Origin of the sequence: Nocardia sp. NPDC051833 (assembly GCF_040681225.1) — a bacterium.
GTDB lineage: Bacteria > Actinomycetota > Actinomycetes > Mycobacteriales > Mycobacteriaceae > Nocardia.
On the sequence record NZ_JBFAYK010000001.1, the window covers coordinates 3,664,441 to 3,685,061 of the forward strand.

Annotated in this window: 15 protein-coding genes; 5 read left to right on the top strand and 10 right to left on the bottom strand. The window is 68.2% G+C overall.

All coding sequences use genetic code 11. The features are described 5' to 3' along the window. Positions 1-4 precede the first annotated feature (4 nt). The 8 genes from AB0L91_RS16550 to AB0L91_RS16585 all read right to left on the bottom strand — a co-directional run bounded on the left by AB0L91_RS16550 (position 5) and on the right by AB0L91_RS16585 (position 10,915). A complete protein-coding gene (locus tag AB0L91_RS16550; RefSeq protein ID WP_365010742.1) occupies positions 5-1,594 on the bottom strand; it encodes a serine/threonine-protein kinase in 1,590 nt (529 codons plus the stop codon). Positions 1,595-1,686: 92 nt separating this feature from the next. Further along, complete coding sequence (locus AB0L91_RS16555) at positions 1,687-2,901, bottom strand: hypothetical protein (protein ID WP_365010745.1); 1,215 nt, start codon at positions 2,899-2,901, stop codon at positions 1,687-1,689. A gap of 3 nt (positions 2,902-2,904) precedes the next feature. Continuing rightward, a complete protein-coding gene (locus AB0L91_RS16560) occupies positions 2,905-4,128 on the bottom strand; it encodes a hypothetical protein (RefSeq protein WP_365010747.1) in 1,224 nt (407 codons plus the stop codon). A gap of 11 nt (positions 4,129-4,139) precedes the next feature. Next, positions 4,140-5,372, bottom strand: a complete 1,233-nt coding sequence (locus AB0L91_RS16565) for a hypothetical protein (protein WP_365010749.1) — start codon at positions 5,370-5,372, stop codon at positions 4,140-4,142. Between the two features lie 189 nt (positions 5,373-5,561). Further along, a complete protein-coding gene (locus AB0L91_RS16570; protein ID WP_365010752.1) occupies positions 5,562-7,097 on the bottom strand; it encodes a serine/threonine-protein kinase in 1,536 nt (511 codons plus the stop codon). Between the two features lie 81 nt (positions 7,098-7,178). Further along, on the bottom strand, positions 7,179-8,420 hold the full coding sequence (locus tag AB0L91_RS16575; RefSeq protein WP_365010754.1) for a hypothetical protein: 1,242 nt from the start codon (positions 8,418-8,420) through the stop codon (positions 7,179-7,181). Further along, positions 8,417-9,583, bottom strand: coding sequence for a hypothetical protein (locus AB0L91_RS16580; RefSeq protein WP_365010757.1), 1,167 nt, complete (start codon positions 9,581-9,583; stop codon positions 8,417-8,419). Before AB0L91_RS16580 ends, AB0L91_RS16575 begins: the two co-directional genes overlap by 4 nt. Positions 9,584-9,709: 126 nt before the next feature. Beyond that, entirely contained in the window at positions 9,710-10,915 is a 1,206-nt protein-coding gene (locus AB0L91_RS16585; protein ID WP_365010759.1) for a hypothetical protein, read from the bottom strand. Positions 10,916-11,057: 142 nt separating this feature from the next. On the opposite strand from AB0L91_RS16585, the gene AB0L91_RS16590 reads away from it, so the two are divergent. Continuing rightward, complete coding sequence (locus AB0L91_RS16590) at positions 11,058-12,374, top strand: FHA domain-containing protein (protein WP_365010761.1); 1,317 nt, start codon at positions 11,058-11,060, stop codon at positions 12,372-12,374. Here AB0L91_RS16590 and AB0L91_RS16595 read toward each other — a convergent pair. Then, complete coding sequence (locus AB0L91_RS16595) at positions 12,371-13,816, bottom strand: metallopeptidase (protein WP_365010764.1); 1,446 nt, start codon at positions 13,814-13,816, stop codon at positions 12,371-12,373. The two genes, AB0L91_RS16590 and AB0L91_RS16595, sit on opposite strands and share 4 nt — an antisense overlap. 8 nt (positions 13,817-13,824) lie before the next feature. Beyond that, positions 13,825-15,243: an IS607 family element RNA-guided endonuclease TnpB gene (tnpB, locus tag AB0L91_RS16600; protein WP_365010766.1), complete on the bottom strand. Its 1,419-nt coding sequence runs from the start codon at positions 15,241-15,243 to the stop codon at positions 13,825-13,827. Between the two features lie 166 nt (positions 15,244-15,409). Between tnpB and AB0L91_RS16605 the strand changes: the two genes are divergently transcribed. The 4 genes from AB0L91_RS16605 to rpsI all read left to right on the top strand — a co-directional run bounded on the left by AB0L91_RS16605 (position 15,410) and on the right by rpsI (position 20,488). Beyond that, complete coding sequence (locus AB0L91_RS16605; RefSeq protein ID WP_365010768.1) at positions 15,410-17,944, top strand: FHA domain-containing protein; 2,535 nt, start codon at positions 15,410-15,412, stop codon at positions 17,942-17,944. Positions 17,945-18,020: 76 nt separating this feature from the next. After that, positions 18,021-19,355, top strand: a complete 1,335-nt coding sequence (locus tag AB0L91_RS16610) for a hypothetical protein (RefSeq protein WP_365010770.1) — start codon at positions 18,021-18,023, stop codon at positions 19,353-19,355. 177 nt (positions 19,356-19,532) lie between these two features. Beyond that, on the top strand, positions 19,533-19,976 hold the full coding sequence (gene rplM, locus AB0L91_RS16615) for a 50S ribosomal protein L13 (RefSeq protein WP_022567307.1): 444 nt from the start codon (positions 19,533-19,535) through the stop codon (positions 19,974-19,976). Further along, entirely contained in the window at positions 19,973-20,488 is a 516-nt protein-coding gene (gene rpsI / locus AB0L91_RS16620) for a 30S ribosomal protein S9 (RefSeq protein WP_355271429.1), read from the top strand. Before rplM ends, rpsI begins: the two co-directional genes overlap by 4 nt. The last annotated feature ends 133 nt before the right edge of the window (positions 20,489-20,621 follow it).

Here is a 20,621-nt window from a genome sequence, read left to right on the forward strand (position 1 = left end):
CCCCCTATTTGATCGCCTTAGAAATGGCGGGCACCATCTTGTCGATGAGAATCTGCTGCGACTGGTCGCTCCAGACCTGGAAGGCTTGGACAGTCGATGGGTCGTCGATGACGACGACCTTGCCGTTTCCGCTCGTCAATGCGTACGGCAGCCCGCGGAACCCGCCATTGCCCGCTTGGCTGTCGGTGCGGAGAACGATGACAACGTCAGTGTTGTTCTTGATGCTGTAGTCGCCGACAGACAGTGCGCGGGGCGACTTTTCGTCGCCCACAGCTTTGTATTGAGAGTTGTAGTCGAAGTCCAAGTCGCGCAGGAACTTCCACTGGTCACTAGGATTCAGGACCACCGACAGCGTGGAATTGCCGTAGTTGTAGGCGGTCACGGATTTTCCGCTGAACTCCGGATTTTGAGAACGGACTTGCGCCATCGGGTCGGCTCCACCGGTCGATCCTCCGTCGGGCCGGGTCAACACGAAAACTCCGGTGCCGACCAGTGCTGCGACCACCACCGCGATCAGGCTGGTCAACAACACTTTTCGGCCTCGCTTCGGCCGGTGCGGCTTCGGATTGCGGGCCGTGAGGATGTCATTTTCGGAGACGCCGCCGGTCGGGGGTGCGTAACCGACGACGGAGCGACTCGGGTCGGTGCCCCATTGCTGGGGTACGACGTCGGTGGCGGCGGTGATGGGGCCGTTGATCGGCATGCGCGGGGCGGTGTGGAATCCCTGGGTCGCCGGCGCCTGCATCGGGGCGCCGAACAGGGCGTTGTGGGCGTCCTGGATGAATTCGCGGCAGGTGTTGTAGCGGTGGGCCGGGTCCTTGGCCATGACCTTGGCGATGACGTGGTCGATCGCGGGTGGGAGGTCGGGGCGGATGGCGGTGGCGCGGGGTGGGGGCTCGTGCAGGTGGCCCATCATGACCATGGCCGGGACCGTGGCGGGGTAGGGGTTCTGGCCGGTGAGGAGTTTGTAGAGGGAGCAGCCGAGGCTGTAGATGTCGGCGCGATGGTCGAGCTTGGTGCCCATCAGCTGCTCGGGGGGAGCGTAGGCGACGGTGGCCATGAAATTGCCGGTGGCGGTGAGGTCCTGGCCGTCGTCGGCGGACTTGGCGACGCCGAAGTCGGTGAGCAGGACGCGTTCCTCGTCGCCGTCCTCGGCCGCGGCGATCATGAAGTTGGCCGGCTTGATGTCACGGTGCAGCAGGCCGCGGCGGTGCGCGTAGTCGAGGCCCTTGCCGACCTCGCCGATGATGCGCAGGGCCCGGTGCGCGGGCATGGCGCTCGGGCCCTTGGCGACCTCGGCGGAGGCGTCGGTGCCGTCGACGTACTGCATGGCGATCCACAGCTGGCCGTCCTCATCGCCGCGGTTGTAGACGGCGACGATGTTCGGATGGTCCAGGCCGGCGGCGAGATTGGCTTCGCGCTCGAATCGCCCGCGGAATTCGGGGTCGGTGGACAGGTCACCGCTGAGCACCTTGAGCGCGTCGCGACGGGGGAGGCTGGGGTTCTGGGCGAGGTATACGGTACCCATGCCACCGGCGCCGAGTACCTTGATCACTCGGTAGCCACCCACAATTGCGCCGGGCCGCAAGGCCATTCGCGTCTCCTCAATCCTTCGCGCGCCCCGCAGTGCACGTCCCAACAGGGCAATCTAGCAGGTGCTGTCGCACCCCACAGTGCTCGTGCGGGTCAGCTGAACCCGACCAGCAGCTTGTACTGTGCGGCGGCCCGCTGGTGAACGTCCTGCAGGTTGGTGCCGGAGACACCGAACACATATCGGCCGATCACACCGTGGCACGTCGGGGGTGCGTCGGACGCGTACTTCACTTCCGGTTTCGCGTTGAAGCAATTCACGACCGGGAGATTCGGCGGGCTGTCGACCTTCATGTAATCGGTATTTCCGGTTGTTTCGTTGTCCATCGCCGCACGGAATCGGCCTGCCGCGGCCTCGTCCCGCGCGCGGAACACGGAGCCGGTGTCGAAGGCCACGATGTCGACCCCGGCGTCGGTGTAGGCGGGACCCAGGACCGCGGGGTGCTCCTCGAGATGCAGGACAGCCTGGAGCGGATACACCGCGGAGCTGCTGGTTCCCTTCTTCGGACGCTTCGACGCCTCGGTCGGCAGCACATGACTCAGCAAGCCCTCGGTGTCGAGCGGCAACTTGTCGATCTCGTTCAGCGGCGTCGGCGTATACGCGCGAAGCATTTCGATCTGTTTGTCGAAGTACTTGCGCACGACTTCCGCGTCCGCGGCCGGGTCGTAGGGGAGGCCGATCGGATCGGTGACGTCGATGGACAGCAGCATGTCGCCGCGTACCAGCCAGGCGCGCAGGTGCTGCAGCCGCAGCGGATCGGTCTTGACCTCCAGCTTGGCCAGGCTGTCGGGGTAGTTCGGGATCTGATAGGCCGAACTCGGTGTGCGGTTCGAGAGTTCGGTCGCCGCGAATTTCGCCTGGTCCGGCGTCGAGAAACGCAGGGTGATCGTCGAGACCTCGCGGCCGGCGTAGAGCTGATCCCGGCGATTCGCGGAGCTGTCCCACCCGGCGACGACACCGGGAACGACGGTGTTGAAATCAGTGGATTCGATGCCGGAGCCACCGAAGTACGGCGGGTCGATCGCGGTGATGTGCCTGCCACCGCTGTAGCCGGTCGCGAAGACGAATCGCGGATCGAATTGGGAGGCGATCGGAGTGGCGGCGCCGATCCGGATCGCCTCGCGCAGGGCGCCCGACGTCGGCACCCGGCTGGGCTCGAGGTCGACCGCTTTCGTCGGGTAGTTGCCGGAGTCCAGCTTGGTGACGTCGACAGCCGGTGTCTGCGGTGCGGCGGCATCGGAGCCGCCACACGCGGCCAACGCGAATCCGAGTGTCAGCAATGCGCTGCTCAGGCGGAGTTTTCGCATCATCTTTCACTCACTCTTCTTCAGGATCGCGTACTGCGCGGCGGTCCGTTCCTGCAGAATCGGGTCGACCTGCAGCGCCGCCTTCGACACGCTCGCCAGCGACATGACAACGGCGACGTAGCGGCCGTAGACGAGAACACAGATCCCGTTGTAGCCACGGTTCGGGTCCTCGTCCTCCATTCGCAGGCACTGGGCGTCGGCGATGCCGGGTGGCGGCGCGAGTTCGGAATCGCCCTTACCGCGCTTGGCGAGGGCGGTTTGCAGCGTGAACGCGGCCTCGACATCGCGGGTGCGGTACACGGTGCTGAAGCGCCGGCCGACCAGATCGACTCCGGCCGCCTCGAACGCCTTCCTCGCCTCGGCGGGGTTCCGCTCGAAGTGCAGGATCCCGGACGGCTCGAAGGTGCCGAAGTCCTCTTCGTGGTAGCTCATGCCGTAGGGGTCGCCCGACGGCGACTTACCCGTCGCCCGCCGCATGATCCCGTCGGGATCGAGCGGCAGGTCGAGCAGGTCATCCGGGGCGATGACCCGGTACTTGTCGAGAGCGGGCAGCTGCAGATCCAGGGTCTTCTTGACCTTGGCAGCCAAACCGGCCTGATCGGCGGTCCCCTGCGAGATGCTGACGGCGATGACGAAGGGTCCGTGCGCCTGGAAGGCGCTGACCGCAGTGCCGTCCTTGGTCGACCCGTTGGCCTCGGCGTAGCCGGGAATCGTCACCGGCTGCCGGGGCGCTTCGCCGGAGGTGCTCACCTGATACATCGCCGCCGCCGCGTTCTTGCTGTCCTGCGCGGTCGCGAAATGCAGCACGCTCAGGTGCAGGCCCTTGGTATCGCGCACGCTGCCGTTCGTGCGTGACGCGGTGACGCCGGCGATGAAGCTGTTGCCGTCGACCGCGGCCTTGAACTGCTCCGGGAGCCCGTCGTCCTTCGACATATCCGTGCCGTCGGCGAATACCTTGGTGGTGAGGCGCTTCGTCAGTTCGGGATCGACATCGATCGGCTGGACGAGAACATTGAGCAACCGCCGCCCCTCGATCAACCTGACCGATTTCGCGGTGTCGGAGTACTTCAGATCGAAGGCGGTCGGTTCGGTGACCGCCGCGCCGGTTTTCAGCGTCGCCAGGTCGACCGGCGTCATGCCGGGCTTGGCCTGGCCGGAAATGGGCGCCGCGCAACCCGACCCGACGATCAGGATGGTGAGCAGCCCGGCCAGCCGCAGGGTGTTCTTCATCTCGGGCATCCTCATCGGCGGGTGAGCAGAACGTATTGGGCGGCGACCTGCTGATGCAGATCCTGCAGGTTTCCGTCGCGAATCTGCGCGGCGTAGCGGTCGACCTGCAGGTAGCAGATGTAGTCGGAGGTTTTCACCTCGCCCTGTGACTCGTAGGTGTTGGCCCGGCAGGCGACCGCGTCGGCCAGCTTCGACGGCGCCGCCGCCTCCTTGGAGTCCGCCTCCGGTTTCTTCCACTCGTCGACCAGGGCTTTCGCGCCCGCGGCCGTGGTGGAGCGGAAGACGACCGAGTCGCCGAAGGTGATCAGGTCGATGCCGTGCTTGGTGAACGTGTTCAGCAGATCGGCATCCGGATCGGCGAACAGGCTCAGTGCGCCGCGTCCGATGGAGTATCCGTCGGGCTGCGCGCGCACCGGTGCCGACGGATCCGAGGGCAGGGTCCGGCCGAGCATCCCGGTCGGGTCCAGCGGGACCCGCTCGAGCTGGTCCGACGGGGTCGGCACGAACTTGTCCAGGAGCGGAATCTGCACCGCGAGCGCCCGTTCGACCTGCGCGGTCAGCGAGGGCAGGTCGGGTGCCTTGGTCCCGTCATCGATCTTCATGAAGATCACGTAGCGGTCGTGGACCGTCCAGGAACCGATGGAGGAGACCGACGGCCGCCAATGCGCGTAGGTCTTCGGGTACTTGGTGATCGAGACGGACTCGTTGTCGCTGTTGAAGGTGAAGTCGTCGTGCTCGAGGATCGGCGCGACGGTCTCCGCGGTCTTGGCGTCGGGGAAGATCAGGACCGAGAGATTGAGGCTGCGGCGCGGCTCGCCTCCGCTCGGACCGGTCGCCCAGGTGTTCAGCCAGCCGGCGACCAGATCCTCGGCGACCTCGTCGAAGGTGTCGTTGATGATGAGCTTGCCAAGGCCCTTGCGATTCAGCACGATCTGCGTGGGATGGACCAGCGATTCCCGGCGATTGTCGTAGACATAGGCGGGGTCGATCTCGAAGGGCACGGCCACGTAGTCCGCGAGCCGCTGCGCTTCCCACGCGCGTCCCTGGTTCAGGCTCTTGGCGTTGCCGACCGTGCGCGGCTGGGTCTGGTAGTTGCCGAAATCCAGGTCCGACTTGTCCGGTTCGATGCGCGTCGCGCTCCCCGACACCGGTGATCCGCACCCGACCACGGCGGCGGCGACCACGACGGCGACCGCCGCCAGAATCGCTCCGCGCGCTCTCGATGCACCACGGTTGAGCAGCACGCTCTCCCCCTCCAACTGACCAACTGATCCGATCGTGGACCGACTCGGACCGAGTCCCAGGCCCACCCTTCCCCGGTGAGCTGGCTCGCGGGCATAGTAGCGCACCCGTCGGCGGCGCTACCACGCCAGCGAGCTGCGCGGATCCGCCGATCCCGCCCTCCCCGGGCGCGAACGACCGCCGAGCGTGCGCTACTTCACGCGGCTCTTCAGGACCGGGAGCAGCCGGGACAGCAGGGTCTGTTCCGAGCTCGAGGTCCAGGAGCGCATCGCCGTGACGCTGATCGGGTCGTCGACGGGGATGACGGTGGCGCGGGAGCCGGTGATCTGGAAGGGGAGGCCGAGGAGGCCGCCGCCGCCGGCTTTGGCGTCGCTGCGGACGGCGAGGATGTAGCTGTCCTCGGCGACGTTCAGCCGGTCGAAGGTGTTGGCGACCGGGCGGGGGGAGGGTTCCTCGCCGGACTTGGTGTAGTTGAAGTTGTAGACGAAACCCAGGTCCTCGAGGAACTTGGTCTGCAGGGTGCCGCCCAGGTAGGTCGCGACCTTGTTGTCGGCGTCGACGTCGACCATCAGCACGGTCTTGCCGGTGAAGGCCGGGTTGTCCTTGCGGGCCTGCTCGAGCGGGCTCAGCGCGGCGGTCGGGACGGCTGTGGTGCCCGAGCCGCCGACCGACGGACTGTCACCGCGGGCGGCCCAGATGCCGATCCCGGCGGCCACCGCGACGACGGCGACCAGCGCGCCGACGGTGAGGACCAGCCGGTTCTTCGAATTCTTCGGTGGTTCCCCGGGATTCGTCGCGCCGATCGCGGTGACGGCGTTGGGCGACCACTGGGTGTGCGTCTGGATCGGGTAGGTCGGCGAGGTGTGCTGGCCAGGGAGATTCGAGCCGGGGACGAGGGCGGCGGTCGCGGCGGTGGTGAATTCGCGGCAGGTCGAGAACCGCTCGTTCGGATTCTTCGCCATAGCCCGCGCGAAGACCTGGTCGATCGCGGGTGGCAGGCCGGGACGCACGGCGGTCGCGCGGGGCGGCGGTTCGTGCAGGTGGCCCATCATCACCAGGGCCGGTTGTGTCGCGGGGTACGGGTTCTGGCCGGTAAGGAGTTTGAAGAAGGCGCAAGCCAGGCTGTAGACGTCGGCGCGGTGGTCGAGATGACCACCCGACAGCTGCTCCGGCGGGGCATAGGCGATGGTCGCGAGGAAGCTGCCGGTCTGGGTGAGCTCGGAGGCGTCGTCGGTCGACTTGGCCACGCCGAAGTCGGTGAGCAGCACCCGCTCGTCGTCGCCGTAGGTGTCCGAGAGCAGGAAGTTCGCCGGTTTGACGTCGCGGTGCAGCAGGCCGCGATGGTGCGCGAAGTCCAAGCCCTTGCCGACCTCGGTGGTGATGCGCAGGGCGCGCAGCGGGGTCATCGCGTGCGGGTCGCGGGCGAGTTCGGCGGCGGCGTCGGTGCCTTCGACGAACTGCATCGCGATCCACAGCTGGCCGTGCTCCTCGCCGCGGTTGTAGACCGAGACGATGTTCGGGTGATCGAGGCCGGCGGCGAGATTGGCTTCGCGTTCGAACCTGGCGCGGAACTCGGGGTCGCGGCTGAGCTCGGGGCTGAGGATCTTGAGCGCGTCGGTGCGCGGCAGGCTCGGATGCGCGGCCAGATAGACCGAGCCCATGCCGCCCGCGCCCAGCTTGCGGATGATTCGGTAGCCACCGACGATGGTGCCCGGGCTCATCGTCATCTCTTTCGGTCTCCTGACTCGTTGCTGTGCCGCGCTCCGGCGGGAGCATACTGGCCGCCCTGTCGCCGCGCAGTCCTCAGCTCACCGGCTGTTGGCGAAGACGGCGTACTGCGCGGCCGCGCGTTGCTGAGCGTCGAGGAGCTGTTCGCTGCTGACGATCCCGACGTACTGCTTGTAGGCGAGGATGCAGCTGAAGCGCTTCTTCGCGGCCAGCTGCTTGTTCTCCACACAGGTCGCGTCGGTGAGGTTGGGCGGGGGCGCGACATCGGTCGCGGTGGGCCAGAGGAACAGCTTCTCGGCGACCGCGCGGCGGGCCGACTCGGCGTCGGGAGTGCGGATGCCGATCGAGCCCCACGAGATGGCGACCTGCTGGGCGTTCATCTTCGTGAGCTGCTGCCCGATGTACTCGCGGTGGTCGGGGAGCGGGCCACCGGAGTAGTGCTGGATGCCGCGCGCGCCGGTGACCAGGTAGTACGAGCTCTCGGGGCCGGTCAGCCCATCGGGGTTGAGGGTCCGCATCAGGACGTGATCGGGGTCCCAGGGCAGGGTCATGAGCTGTTCGTCGGTCAGCGGCGTCGTCGCGGCCAGCGCCTCGATCTGCTTGGTCAGCGCCGACTCGGCGAGGGCGGTGAGCGCGGGCAGGTCCGGCTTCGCCACCGACAGCAGGAAGGCGATCACGTACGGACCGTGCGGCAACAGCACCCGGACGAACGGCGAGTCCGGACGCCACTGGGCATGGGCGGCAGGGTATTTCGGCAGCGACACCGGCTGGTTGCGCCCCTCCTGCGCGGCGAAGTCGGCGTCGTGGAATTCCCTGGCCGCGGCCATGGCGCGCTCGGCGTCGGGGAATTGCAGGATCATCGTGGTCGCGGTGAACCAGTTGCTGTCCTTCTTGGTCGGCCAGGTACCGCTGGTGGCGACGCTGAGATCCTTCGAGGCACCGCTGGAATGGAAGCCGTAGAGCATCTTGTATTTCTGCGCGATGGCCGACATCGCGGTCTCGTTGCCGAGTTCCGACGGCATCAGCCGGGCATTGTTCGCGTCGGCCCGGTTGCCGTAGATCATCTGCGGATCGATGTCGTAGGCGCTGATCGCGTAGTCGGCGATCCGCATGGCGGCCAGCTTGTACATCTCGTAGAAGGCCGGGATCGGATCGTCGTCGTGGGCATTGGGCGGCTCGGTGGGATACGCGCCGACATCGAGCGAGCGGATATCGATCTCACCCGGCACGCCGGAGCCGGACACGGTGGCACCGCAGGCCGTGAGGGCGGCGGTCAGCAGGGCGGCGATCAGCACCGTCGCGGTGCGCTTCGGGCTGCTCATCGGGCGTTCACCAGCAAGGCGTATTGGGCGGAGATGCGTTGCTGGGCATCGAGAAGCTGGTTCGACCAGACGTAGGCGGCGTAGCGGTCGTAGGACACCGCGCAGTAGAAACGGACAGCCAGCTTCTCCCGGCCGATGTATTCCTTGCACCGGGCGCTCGGCAGATTCTTCGGCGGGTCCGCGGCGGTGAACTTGCGGGTCAGGCCGCCGAGTTCGTCGCGCACCGCCTGCGCGCCCGCGATGTCGCGCGCGCGGTACAGATCCGAGCCGTCGTTGGCGAACAGGTCCACCCCGTTGTCGTCGATCATCTTCGTGGTGCTCTCCGGATCGGAGGAGAAATGCCGTGCGGTGCGACCCGCGTAGACACCCGGCGGGTTTATCCAGGAATCCTCGCGGGGGCGGGGCGCGGTGCGGCCGAGCATGTTCTCGCGATCACGCTGGAGCGTCATCAGCTGGTCGACGGGGGTCGGGGTGAATTTCGCGACCGAGGGCACGATGGTGTCGAGGCTCTTGCGGGTCAGGTCGAGCAGCGCCTGCTTGTCGACTTTCTCCAGATAGATCTTCAGGTAGTCGTAGAACCAGGTGTAGATCACGAGATGGCCGGTGGCGAACCAGGATCCGATCGACTGCTGGTCGGGCTGCCAATGCGCTTTCGCGGCGGGATAACCGGGAATCTCGATCGGCTGATTGTTCGGGGCGTAACCGAAATCGAGTCGTTCGAGCGCGGTCGCCGCGGCGGCGGCTTTCTGTTCGTCGGGGAAGATCATCACGGCATTGACCATGTCGATGCCCTTGTTGTGGCCCGCGGTCTCCGCCGAGCTCACGAAACCGCCGATGAAGTCCGGCGCGATCTCGCCGAACCGATCGACCGCCATGATCTTGCCGAGCGACGCCTCGGCATCGATGAACACCGTGGCGATCGAGGAGTTGGTGTGGACGAAGCGCGGATCGATGTCGGCGGGCGTGGGGACGTGGTCGCCGAGCCGCTCGGCCTCGATGAACCTCGCCTGATCGTGGTTCGCGACCGTGCCGACCTGGCGTGGCTGGGTGGCGTAGGCGCCGACGTCGAGGGTGGTGAGGTCCACCGGAATATCGGTCGCCCCGGCTGCCGGGTCGCTGGTGCCACAGGCCGCGACGACGCCCGCCAGCATCGTGGCCGCCAAGGCGGCACACGCGGTCCTGACTGGTCTCGTGGCTCGTAACACGATCATTCCTCCCCGAAACGATGGTCGGCGGAATACTACGTCACCGAATTCGGGGATGGGGCGGCGCTGGTGCGCGGCCCGGTCTCACAAACTATTCGCGAGCAGGGCGTACTGGGCGGAGATCTTCTGGCGGACGTCGGGTTCCTGGTCGGAACTGACGATGCCGAGATAACGCTTGTACGGGACGTAGCAGCGGTATTTGTACTCCTCCTCGGCGTCGCCCTCGTTGGTGAGTTGCAGGCATTTGGCGCCGGGGATATCGGTGGGGGCGGGCAGGGTGTCGTAATGGCCCGCGCTGTCGATGAGGCCGGTCATCAGCGCCTCGGCGGCGGCCAGGTCGCGGACGCGGGTGATGGAGCCGCCGTCGACGAGGGCGATGCTCTCGGCGCCGGTGGTGTCGACCAGCCGCTGGCGGGTGGTCTGGTCGTCGGCGTTGTTGACCAGGTGGGCGGGGCTGTAGACGGCGAAGGAGTGCTGGTCGGGGTGCTCGCTGGCGCGGTCCTGCACGACGGCGCGGGCGAGCAGCCGCTCCGGGTCGATCGGGAGGTCGCCGAGTTCGTCGAACGGGGTGGGGGTGAAGGTGGCGAGCTGGGTGAGCTCGGCGGCGAGGGTCTTGTCGACCCAGGCGGTGAGGTCGGCGGCATCCGCGCGCGGGCGCTGGATGAACAGCGAGATCACGAACTCCTTGTGCGCCAGGAACGCGCCGATGGTCGGCACGTTCGGACGCCAATGGACATAGGCCTCGGGGTATTTCGTCGAGGGGAGCTTGCGGTTGTCCGGCGACACCGCCAGGTCGACGTCCTCGAGCTCACGGGCGGCGAGGGTGGCCGCCGTGGCGTCCGGGAAGCGGAAGACGGCGGTGGTGACGGCGGTCGCGTCGGCCGCGGGCCGCTTCTGACCCGACGGATCGGCCTTGTCGGAGCCGAGCGCCGCGTACCCGGTGACGAATTTGCGGTTCTCCAGAACGGGTTTGGAGACATTGGCGACGAAATCGAGCGCCCGCTCCACATCGGGGACCACGGTGCCGCCGCGGCCGTGCGACAGCGACGGATCGATGCGCACGGCGGGCACGACGGCCGCGGACATGCGCGTGCCCTCGACGAGCGCGCCCAGGCTGCCCGCGGTGTCGTCGTAGCTGTGGTGATCGGTGGCGTAGGTGCCCGTCTCCAGTCCGCGCACATCGGGTTCGGCGGCGACCGGGGTCCCGGTGACCGCGCAGCCGGTCAGGGCGGCGGCGATCGTGGCACTGCAGAGTGCGGACGCGATGCGGATCTTCGTCGAATAGATCATCGGTGCCCCTTGATGTTCCTCCCGCGGTCCCTTGAAGTTACCGGACCAAGGCCGCCCAGGGGGACCTATGTGGGCGGGTTTGCCATAGTCTGGAGGGCATGGCGACGACCCTGCTGCGCAGTTCCGGTAGAGGCCGATACCTGTGAGGGATCGGCAGGTCGAAGTCGTGCTCGGAAGTCACGCTGTCGCGCGGGTCGCGGGCGCGGTGATCGTCGTCGCGCATCGCGGGCACGGCAGGCTCACCCCCGACGACACCGCGGCGGTCGCGCTGGAGTCGCTGGCCGAGCTCGTGCGCGCCGCCGCCGAGGAAGTTCCGGGTGGCCCCGGCGCGGTGGTCGCGCGCGAGGCGACGCGCTGGCTGATGAAGTACGCCGAGCAGATCTCGCCGGGCACGCCGATCGATTTCGGGGTGCTCTCGGCCGCCGACAACGGTGGGGTCGCGATCTTCCTGCACGGTGCGGTGACGGCGGTACTCGCCGGGGACGGCACCACCGAGTACTACCGGGGCAGTGACGCCGCGTTCACCGTCGACCGGGTGGCGTCCGAGCCCGCCACGGCGGTCGCGCTGTTCGTCGACGACGCCAAGGGCCGCATCCCCGATCTGCCGCCGGAGCGCGGTGTCGGGTGGCTGGTCGAGGGCATCGCGCAGGCGGGCGGCGCCGTGATGTGGTCCAACGGGACCCGCTCCCGGGTCCGCACCGCCGATCCCGCGGCGGGCACCCGCAGGCCACCGCCGCCCACCGCCCGGATCGATCGGGAACCGCGCCCGGCGCAAGCGGATTCGCGGCCGGTCGAACCGCCCGCCACCGGAATGCAGCCGGCGACGTCACTGATGGACGCGGCCACCAGCGCCACCGGACCGGCGCACCAGGCCGTCGACCCGCACACCGCGGAGACCAGGAACGCGGGCACCAACCCGGCGCCCGAACCCGACCCCGACCTGCAGCGCCGGCTCGAGGCGACGGCCAGGTCGACGGTGCTCACCGTCAAGGTGATGGGATTCAAGTGCGCGCGTGCGCATCCCAGCGATCCGCGCTCGGCCTTCTGCACGGTCTGCGGCATGCCGGTCGACCAGACCCAGGCGCTCAGCGAGGTGGTGCGCCCGCCGCTGGGCATGCTCGTCCTCGACGACGGCATGACCTACCTGCTGGCCGCCGACGCGGTGATCGGCCGCGACCCGGAGAACTCCGAGGCCGCCCAGCGCGGGCTCATCCCGCTCCGTGTCGACGACACCTCCGGCGGCATGTCCCGCGCGCATGCCGAAGTGCACCTGGTGAATTGGGATGTCCAGCTCGTCGACCGCGGGTCGACCAACGGCACCCGCACCCGCCTGCCCGGCTACCGCGACTGGATCCGGCTCACGCCCAACCAGCCGATGGCGCTGATCCCCGGCACCGAGGTGATGATCGGCAACCGCGTCCTGCGCTACGAGCCCGCCGCGCCGCCGCCGTTCGGCTAGGAGTACCGCGACAGGCAGGTGGTCTCGCCGTTGAGGACGCCCGCCCGGAAGGCGTCGACCCGGGAGAATCCGCTCGGCACGGTGTTGCCCTCGGTGTCGCTGGCGGCCAGGCCGTCGGTGAGCAGGCCCGACACCGCCTCGTCGAGGTCACCCGCGGAGAGCTGGATGTCGCCCTGGCTGGCCGGGCGGCCGGGCTGGGCCAGCTTGCCGGTGACCACACCGGACAGGCAGGCCGCGCGCAGGCCGGTCTTCGCGCCGGTCAGCGCCTGGCCGTGACTGCGCTGGACGGCGAGGGTGTAGCGGGAGATGAATACGACGTAGCCGTTGTAGTCGCCGCTGACCTTGACCGGGAGCGGTCCGTCGTCGTCGGTGTCGGCCGAGCCGCGCTGGGCCAGGCCGGGTACGTCGGTGGCGATGACGTTCCTGGCCGGGCAGTAGGTGACCGGTTCGGTCGCCGTGCCGTCCTTGCAGTCGATCTTCGCGCCGGAGTACTCGTAGGCCGGGGCGTCCTTCACCGGCAGGATGGACTGCAGGGCCTTGCTCAGCTCGACCAGGTTCTCCTTGGTGATCGGGTACTCACCGCGACCCTGGTCGCCGGAGAAGCTCTGCGGCAGATTGCCGCGGCGCTGGTCGATCTCCTCGTCGTCGATGCCCTTGCAGCCCCGCGGGCCGTCGGTGAAGCCGATCTGCACCGCCGTGACGCGCTCGAAGGCCGAACCGTGCACGCTCTCGGGATCGTCCGGGTCGGAGTCGCGGATCGAAACGGTGGCGGCGAGAACGGAATTCAGGCCGTCGGAGGTGTTGATCGTGAAGTGCTTGGACTTGCCCTCCGCGACGTGCCGCATGAACGCGCCCGCGAAGCAGTCGGCCTGCTGTTCCTTGACCAGGACCGGGGTCTTCTTGGTGACCAGCTTGGCCATGGTCTGGATGGCGTGGCCGTACTCGTGCGCCAGCACCATGACCACCGACATCTTCCCGAAGGTCTCGGTCATGGTGGGCAGCAGCATCGCGCGGTCCCAGCCGATGGAGTTGTCGCTGCGGCAGTAGGCGGCGTTGACCAGGTGGTAGGTGGTCTCCTTGCAGAAATCGACCGCCTGGTTGCGCGAGGCCCTGGCGTTCCAGGACACCAGCTTCTCCACCGGCTCGAAGGTCTCGCCGCGGAACTCGAGGCCGAAGGCGTCCTTCCAGTACGCCTGGATGTCTTCGATCGCGTTGAGCGCCAGCGCGTCGACCTCGCCGCCGTCCCCGTTCGACGCGGTCAGCGCCGAATCCGGCACGTTCGGCCGCGGCCCGTTCGGCCCACCGGTGGTCGGCAGCCCGGCCACCTGGAACGGATCGTCGTAGATCGAGACCCCGTGGCCCTCGATCGCCCGCGTGCAGCCGGTGCTCAGCAATGCGCATAGCACGGCGGTGATCGCAATGAGCACTTGGGGTTTCGGCATCAGTCCCGTTACCTTTCGGCGCTGAACGTCAGCGCAGCGTTGGTAGCCACTCCTTGCGGTGCGGCGGTTCCGGTCTTGCCCGCTGCCGCGGTGCCGGATTGACGTTTCGCAGCCACCCGCCCACCGAAATGGGTCTTCTGGTCGGCTCCACGTCCAGCCTCCGGGCCACTCCCGGTGGTGTCGATCCGTGCCGCGAGGGCGGCGAGATTGCGTGCTGCGTTGAGGTCACGGTCGTGCACAGCACCGCACTCGTCGCAGTGGAACTTCCGATCGGAGAGGAGCAGTTTGGTTCTCACCACTCCACAGCTGGAACAGGTCTTCGAGGACGGATACCAGCGATCGGCGACCACCAGTCGCCCCCCGTTCCATCGGGTCTTGTATTGCAGTTGCCGTCGGATCTCACCGAATCCCGCATCGGCTATGTGTCGGGCGACTCGACGATTGCCCAGCATCCCGGTGACATGGAGATCCTCGACGACGATGGTGCCGAACTCATCGGCCAGTCGGGTAGTGAGCTTGTGTAGTCCATCGATGCGGCGATTCGCGACCCGGGCATGCAGGCGGCTGAGCTTCGCCTTTGTGCGTAGCCATCGCCTTGACGGCTGTCGACGAGGACGACCGGCCGGCCCGGACTGCCGGGCCAACCGGCGGCTGAGTGATCGCACTTGGCGCAGGGCACGGTCGAGATGGCGCGGGTTGGGAACTCCCTCTCCGGTCGACAACACGGCCAGACAGGTGATTCCCACGTCCACGCCGACGACAGCGTTCGGTCGTCGTGGGTGGGAGACATCGCGGACGACTTCGACGGTGAATGCGACGTACCAGCGGCCGCCGACGCGTCGTACGGTCGCGGACAGGATGCGGGCGGTGCCGGCGTCGATCCGGCGAGCGAGTTTGCGTGTCGATTCGTGCACCTTCAGCTGTCCGAGTTTGGGCAGCACCACGTGTTGCCGGTCGGATTCGAGCCGTATCGCACCTGTGGTGAACCGCACGCTCGGTGTGTCTCGACGGCGTGACTTGAAGCGGGGAAATCCCATGGCCCGGCCGCGGCGGCTACCTGTCCGCGAATCCGACCAATTCTTCAGTGCCCGGGCAAGCGCGTCGAGTCCGGTATTGAATGCTTCCTTCGAGCATGTGCGCCACCACGGCGCGACAACGCTCTTGTTGGTATTCCACTCTCGCCGCAGCGCGGGGAGCGACCATGACGATGTGGGAGTCAGGGCACTTTCGGCGATTCCGTAGGAGCGCTCCGCCGCCCGTTGCTCGACGACGGCTTTCACCCGAGCGAGCGCCCAGTTGTGGGCAACTCTCGCTGCTCCCGCGTGAGCCCACAGTGCACGTTCCTGGCTCGGCGTCGGGTCCAGCGCAAATCGGTATGCCTGAAGGGTTTTCATGGATGGACGAGCGTCGATGGCCGGCGTCGTCATGCTGTCCCCCTTCGGTCTCCACCGTGGCACCGATCGGTCCCCGTCCGATCGAGCAGGTTGATGCGCCCGGACAATCCGTATTCGTGCATGATTCCATGACCGGATCGGGACTGAAGCCGTCTCGGGGGCACCGCCGATGTCCGGGCGATGGCATAGTATCCGCTCCATGTCTTCACCGGGGGCGCAGACCATCACCGTGCGCCATGATGGAACCGAACGAGTCTTCGAAGCGAGTCAGCAGATCACCATGGGCCGGGCGCCCGAAGTGACGCTGTTCGTGGACAGTCCGCTGGTCTCGCGCGTGCACGCCACTCTGCGCTTCCAGAACGGCGCGTGGGTACTCGCCGACAACGGCAGTACCAACGGCGTCTTCGTCGACGCGCGCAGGCTGAGTCAGCCCGTGTCGATCGATCGGCCCACACAGGTGCGTCTGGGGGACGCCATCAGTGGGCCGTTGCTGCATCTGGTGCCCGCGGCGCCGTCCTCGCGGCACGCCGCGACGATGCTCGCACCGCCGTCGCAGCCGCAGCAACAGCAACGACCGCCGCAACGTCCACAGCAGCAGCCCTACCAGCCACCGTCCAGACCGGCGCCGCAGCAACAGCCGCAACAACCGCAGTACGTGCCGACCTCGCAGCTGCCGTCGCAGCCGATGGCGCCGCAGGACAACATCAACATGACCCGGCGCGCCGACTCCTCGATGCTGCCGCCCGTGCGCAAGTCGGCCTCGACCGAGCCGGTGGCGCGTGGCGATCGTATTCCGCCCGGCGGCCTGAGCATCGGCCGTACCTCCGACAACCAGATCGTCGTCAACGATCCGCTGGCCTCGCGCAAGCACGCGCGCCTGGTGTCCTCGGGGGAGGGCCTGGTCATCGAGGACCTCGGGTCGGCCAACGGCACCTTCGTCAACGGTCACCGGCAGCAGCGCACGGTGCTGCGCGAGCGCGACATCGTCACCATCGGCAACATCGACTTCGTCGTCACCCAGGGCGCGCTGGCGCATCGGCAGAAGCCGGTCGCCGAGCTCGGCCTGACGGTGCACGGGGTCGGGTTCACCGTCGAGGGCAACAAGCAACTGCTCGTCGACGTCAACATGCAGGCCGGCCGCGGCACGCTGACCGCGCTGATCGGCCCGTCCGGCGCGGGCAAGTCGACGCTGTCGAAGCTGATCGCGGGCAGCACCCAGCCCTCCGGCGGTGTGGTCACCTTCGAGGGCCGCAACCTGCACGCCGAGTACGAGGCGCTGCGCTCCCGCATCGGCATGGTCCCGCAGGACGACGTGCTGCACCGGCAGCTCACCGTCCGCCAGGCCCTCGGCTTCGCCGCCGAACTGCGGCTGCCGCCCGACACCACCAAGGCCGACCGCCAGCAGGTGATCGACGGCGTGCTCCAGGAGCTCTCGCTCACCCAGCACGCCGACACCCGCGTCGACCGGCTCTCCGGTGGTCAGCGCAAGCGCGCGTCGGTGGCGATGGAGCTGCTGACCGGTCCGTCGCTGCTGATCCTGGACGAGCCGACCTCGGGCCTCGACCCGGCGCTGGACCGGCAGGTCATGCAGATGCTGCGCGAACTGGCCGACGCCGGTCGCGTGGTGATCGTGGTGACCCACTCGGTCGCCTGCCTGGACATGTGCGACCAGGTGGTGCTGCTCGCGCCCGGCGGCAAGACCGCCTTCGCCGGTCATCCCGGTGGCGTCGGCGCTGCGCTCGGCACGACCGACTGGGCCGAGATCTTCGCCAAGGTCGCGGCCAACCCGGACCAGGCCTTCGCGGCCTATCGATCCAGGCAGGCGTATGTGCCACCGCCGCCACCACCCGCGCCGATGCAGCGCGGCAACGCGGGCGCGCCACCGCAGTCGAGCGGGATGCGCCAGTTCAGCACGCTCGCGCGCAGGCAGTTGCGGCTGATCCTCGCCGACCGCGGCTATCTGATCTTCCTGGTGGTGCTGCCGTTCATCCTCGGCGCGCTGTCGCTGGTGGTGCCGGGCAGCGACGGTTTCACCGAGGGCCCGCTGATCGCGCAGCCGGACGGCTCGTTCGCGCGATCCAGTGGCGGTGAGGCGCAGCAGCTGCTGGTCGTGCTCATCCTCGGCGCGTGCTTCATGGGCGCCACGCTGACCGTGCGTGACCTGGTCGGCGAGCGGTCGATCTTCTATCGCGAGCGCGCGGTCGGCCTGCTGCCGTCGGCGTATCTGATGGCCAAGATCGTGGTGTTCAGCGTGACCGCGTTCCTGCAGTCGGCGGTGCTGGTCGGCATCACCTTCCTCGGTAAGAAGGCGCCGCCGGAGGGCGCGCTGATCCCGAGCGGCAGCATCGAGCTGTACCTCGTCATCGCGATGACCGCGGTCTGCTGTGTGGTGTTCGGCCTGCTGATGTCGAGCCTGGCCAAGTCCAACGAGCAGGTCATGCCGATGCTCGTGGTGATGATCATGGTGCAGCTCGTGATGGCGGGCGGCCTGATCCCGGTGACCGACCGCGCCGGCCTCGAGCAGGTGTCGTACCTGTTCCCGTCGCGCTGGGGTTATGCCGCGGGCGCGGCGACCGTGGACCTGCGCGAGCTGGTGATCGGCGCCCAGGAGGACGCGCTGTGGGAACACAAGCCGGGGATCTGGATCCTCGACATCGTGCTGCTGATCGTGATCACCTCGATCCTGGCGGTCATCACGTGGAGCCGCCTACGGCTGAAGAAGTCGCAGGCATGACCGGGGATCGCGAGGTCAGGGCCGTATCGGCGGGCATGCTGCGCGTGTCGCTCGCCGACCGGGCACACTTGAGCCTGTGACCGTTCGAGTTGGGGCCCTGCATCTGGGGTGGGATGTGGTGTCCGTTGCCGCGGGCGGCGGTGAGACCCCGATCCGCCCGGTTCAGGTGGAGGGCACCTACACCCCACCCGCCTATCTGCTCGCCGATGCCGCAGGCAGGCTGCACACCGCAGGTGTCGACCGGCAGCGCCCGGATCTCGGCATGGCGATCGCCGACGTGCGCGACATCCTCGGGCACCCGCAGATCGTCATCGCCGGCGCCACCTGGCCCGCCGAGCTGGTGTTCCGGGCCCGGCTGTACAACCCGCTGGCCGCGGTCGGCAAGTACCTGCGCGGCAAGCCGCAGCTGGTCGCGCTGCCGTATCCGGACAGCTGGCCGGACGAGAAGGTCGACACCTACGCCGCGCTCGTCGAGCAGCTCGACGTGGTGGTCGAGCCGCTGCCGGAGAGCGTCGCCCTGTCGGGCTACGTGCGCGCGCTCGGGCTGGTCTCGCCGCCCAGCGAGCGACACCGGCACGGCATCGGCGCGACCGGCGTGTACTCCGACGGCCGCGCCCTGCTGGTCGTCGCGGTGCACGGGGACGACGACCAGCCGACCGAATCGGTCGAGGTCGCGGTGACCGCGGAGGCGCTGCGCGACGCCCGTTCGGCCGACAACGTGGTCATCGAGGCGATGGCGGCGGCCCGCTCGATCGGCGCCGACACCTCGACGGTGCTGCTGGCGGGCAATGTCTGCTTCAACGACGCGCTGCGCCTGGCCTTCCAGAACCACCTCGGCCAGCGCCTGCACGTGGCCGACCATCCGATGCACGCGCTGGTGCTCGGCGCGGCGCATCTGCTGGTCACCGAGCCTGAGCTCGACTCCGACGACTATCCCGAGTCGCAGCATCCCGGCCAGGGCTACGCCGCGCAGGTCGGCTGGGGCGCCCCGGCGCCGCAGACCGGTCCGCCGCCGAGTCCCGCGGGCATCGTCGCCGGACCGCCCGCGCAGGCGAGCGGATCGCCGCGGCACGCGCTGGCCGAGCCCGACGACGACGATCGCCGGGGCAAGCTGATCGGCAAGGTGAAGAAGGGCTTCTTCGGCGCACCGGCCGTGCTCGGCATGGTCGCGCTGGCCGCGACGGGCCTGCACGCCGGCACCGCCGGTCCCGCGGTCGCGGCCGAGGGGGAGCGGGTGACCTGCGCGTTCACCCCGTACGCCAACACTGTCCCGCCGGAGGGCATCGCGAGCGCGCGCGGCGGCGGCCTGATCGAGGACAACGCCTGCGTCACCCCGGGCATCGACACGCTGCGCTACCTGATCCCCGGGCCCGCGGGCGCGACCGACCCCGGCCCGCCGGTGGTGATCTAGCCGCTCGCCCGATTGTGGTGGCGTCATGCGTAGCTGGTATCGTTGCTCGCTGGCGTGTGGAACGTCGAACCGTTCGCGGATCGGCGTCACCTCGATGTCCCGGGTCTCCACCGGCCGCCGGGACGCTCTCGAACCACACCCGTGGCCGGCAACACCGACGACAGACAGGGAACGACTGTGCCTACGTACAGCCCCAAGGCGGGTGACGTGACCCGTAAGTGGTACGTCATCGACGCCACTGACGTAGTCCTCGGCCGTCTCGCCGTGCAGGCCGCTGGCCTGCTGCGCGGCAAGGGCAAGCCGACCTACGCACCGCACGTCGATGGTGGCGACTTCGTCATCATCATCAACGCGGACAAGGTTGCCATCTCCGGCAACAAGAAGCAGGACAAGCTCATCCACCACCACAGCGGACACCCGGGCGGCCTCAAGTCGCGCACTGTCGGCGAGGTGTTGGCGACCCGTCCCGATCGTCTCGTGGAGAAGGCCGTCAAGGGCATGATCCCGAAGAACAAGCTGGGTAACGCGATCGCGGGCAAGCTGAAGGTCTACGCAGGCCCGAACCACCCCCACGCCGCGCAGCAGCCGGTTCCGTTCGAGATCAAGCAGGTGGCCCAGTGACCGCTCCTGAAGAGTTCAACGAAGACTACGACGTGGTCGACGAGACCGTGGTCGAGGTTGTCGAAGACGGCGAAGGCTACGAGGCCGAGTACGTCGAGGAGACCACCTACGCCCCGATCGTGATCGATCGCCCGGTGCAGACCGTCGGCCGCCGCAAGGAAGCCGTCGTTCGCGTGCGCCTGGTTCCCGGCTCGGGCAACTTCGTGCTCAACGGCCGCACCATCGAGGACTACTTCCCGAACAAGGTGCACCAGCAGCTCGTGAAGTCCCCGCTGGTCACCGTCGAGCGTGTCGAGAGCTTCGACATCTACGCTCGCCTGGTCGGTGGCGGCCCGTCGGGTCAGGCAGGCGCTCTGCGTCTGGCCATCGCCCGCGCGCTGATCGAGGTCACCCCCGAGGATCGCCCCGCGCTCAAGCGTGCCGGCTTCCTGACCCGTGACCCGCGTGCCACCGAGCGTAAGAAGTACGGTCTGAAGAAGGCCCGTAAGGCGCCTCAGTACTCGAAGCGCTGATTTACGCACTGCCGACCACCGTCCCGCGCATACGCTAGGTATGCTCCCCCGCGAGAGCGGGGAGGGGCCCGGTCGGCGGAGCTCGTGTGCGAGAGCAGGCTTCCAGCACGGCTGGTCGCCTGCTCTCGTGCTG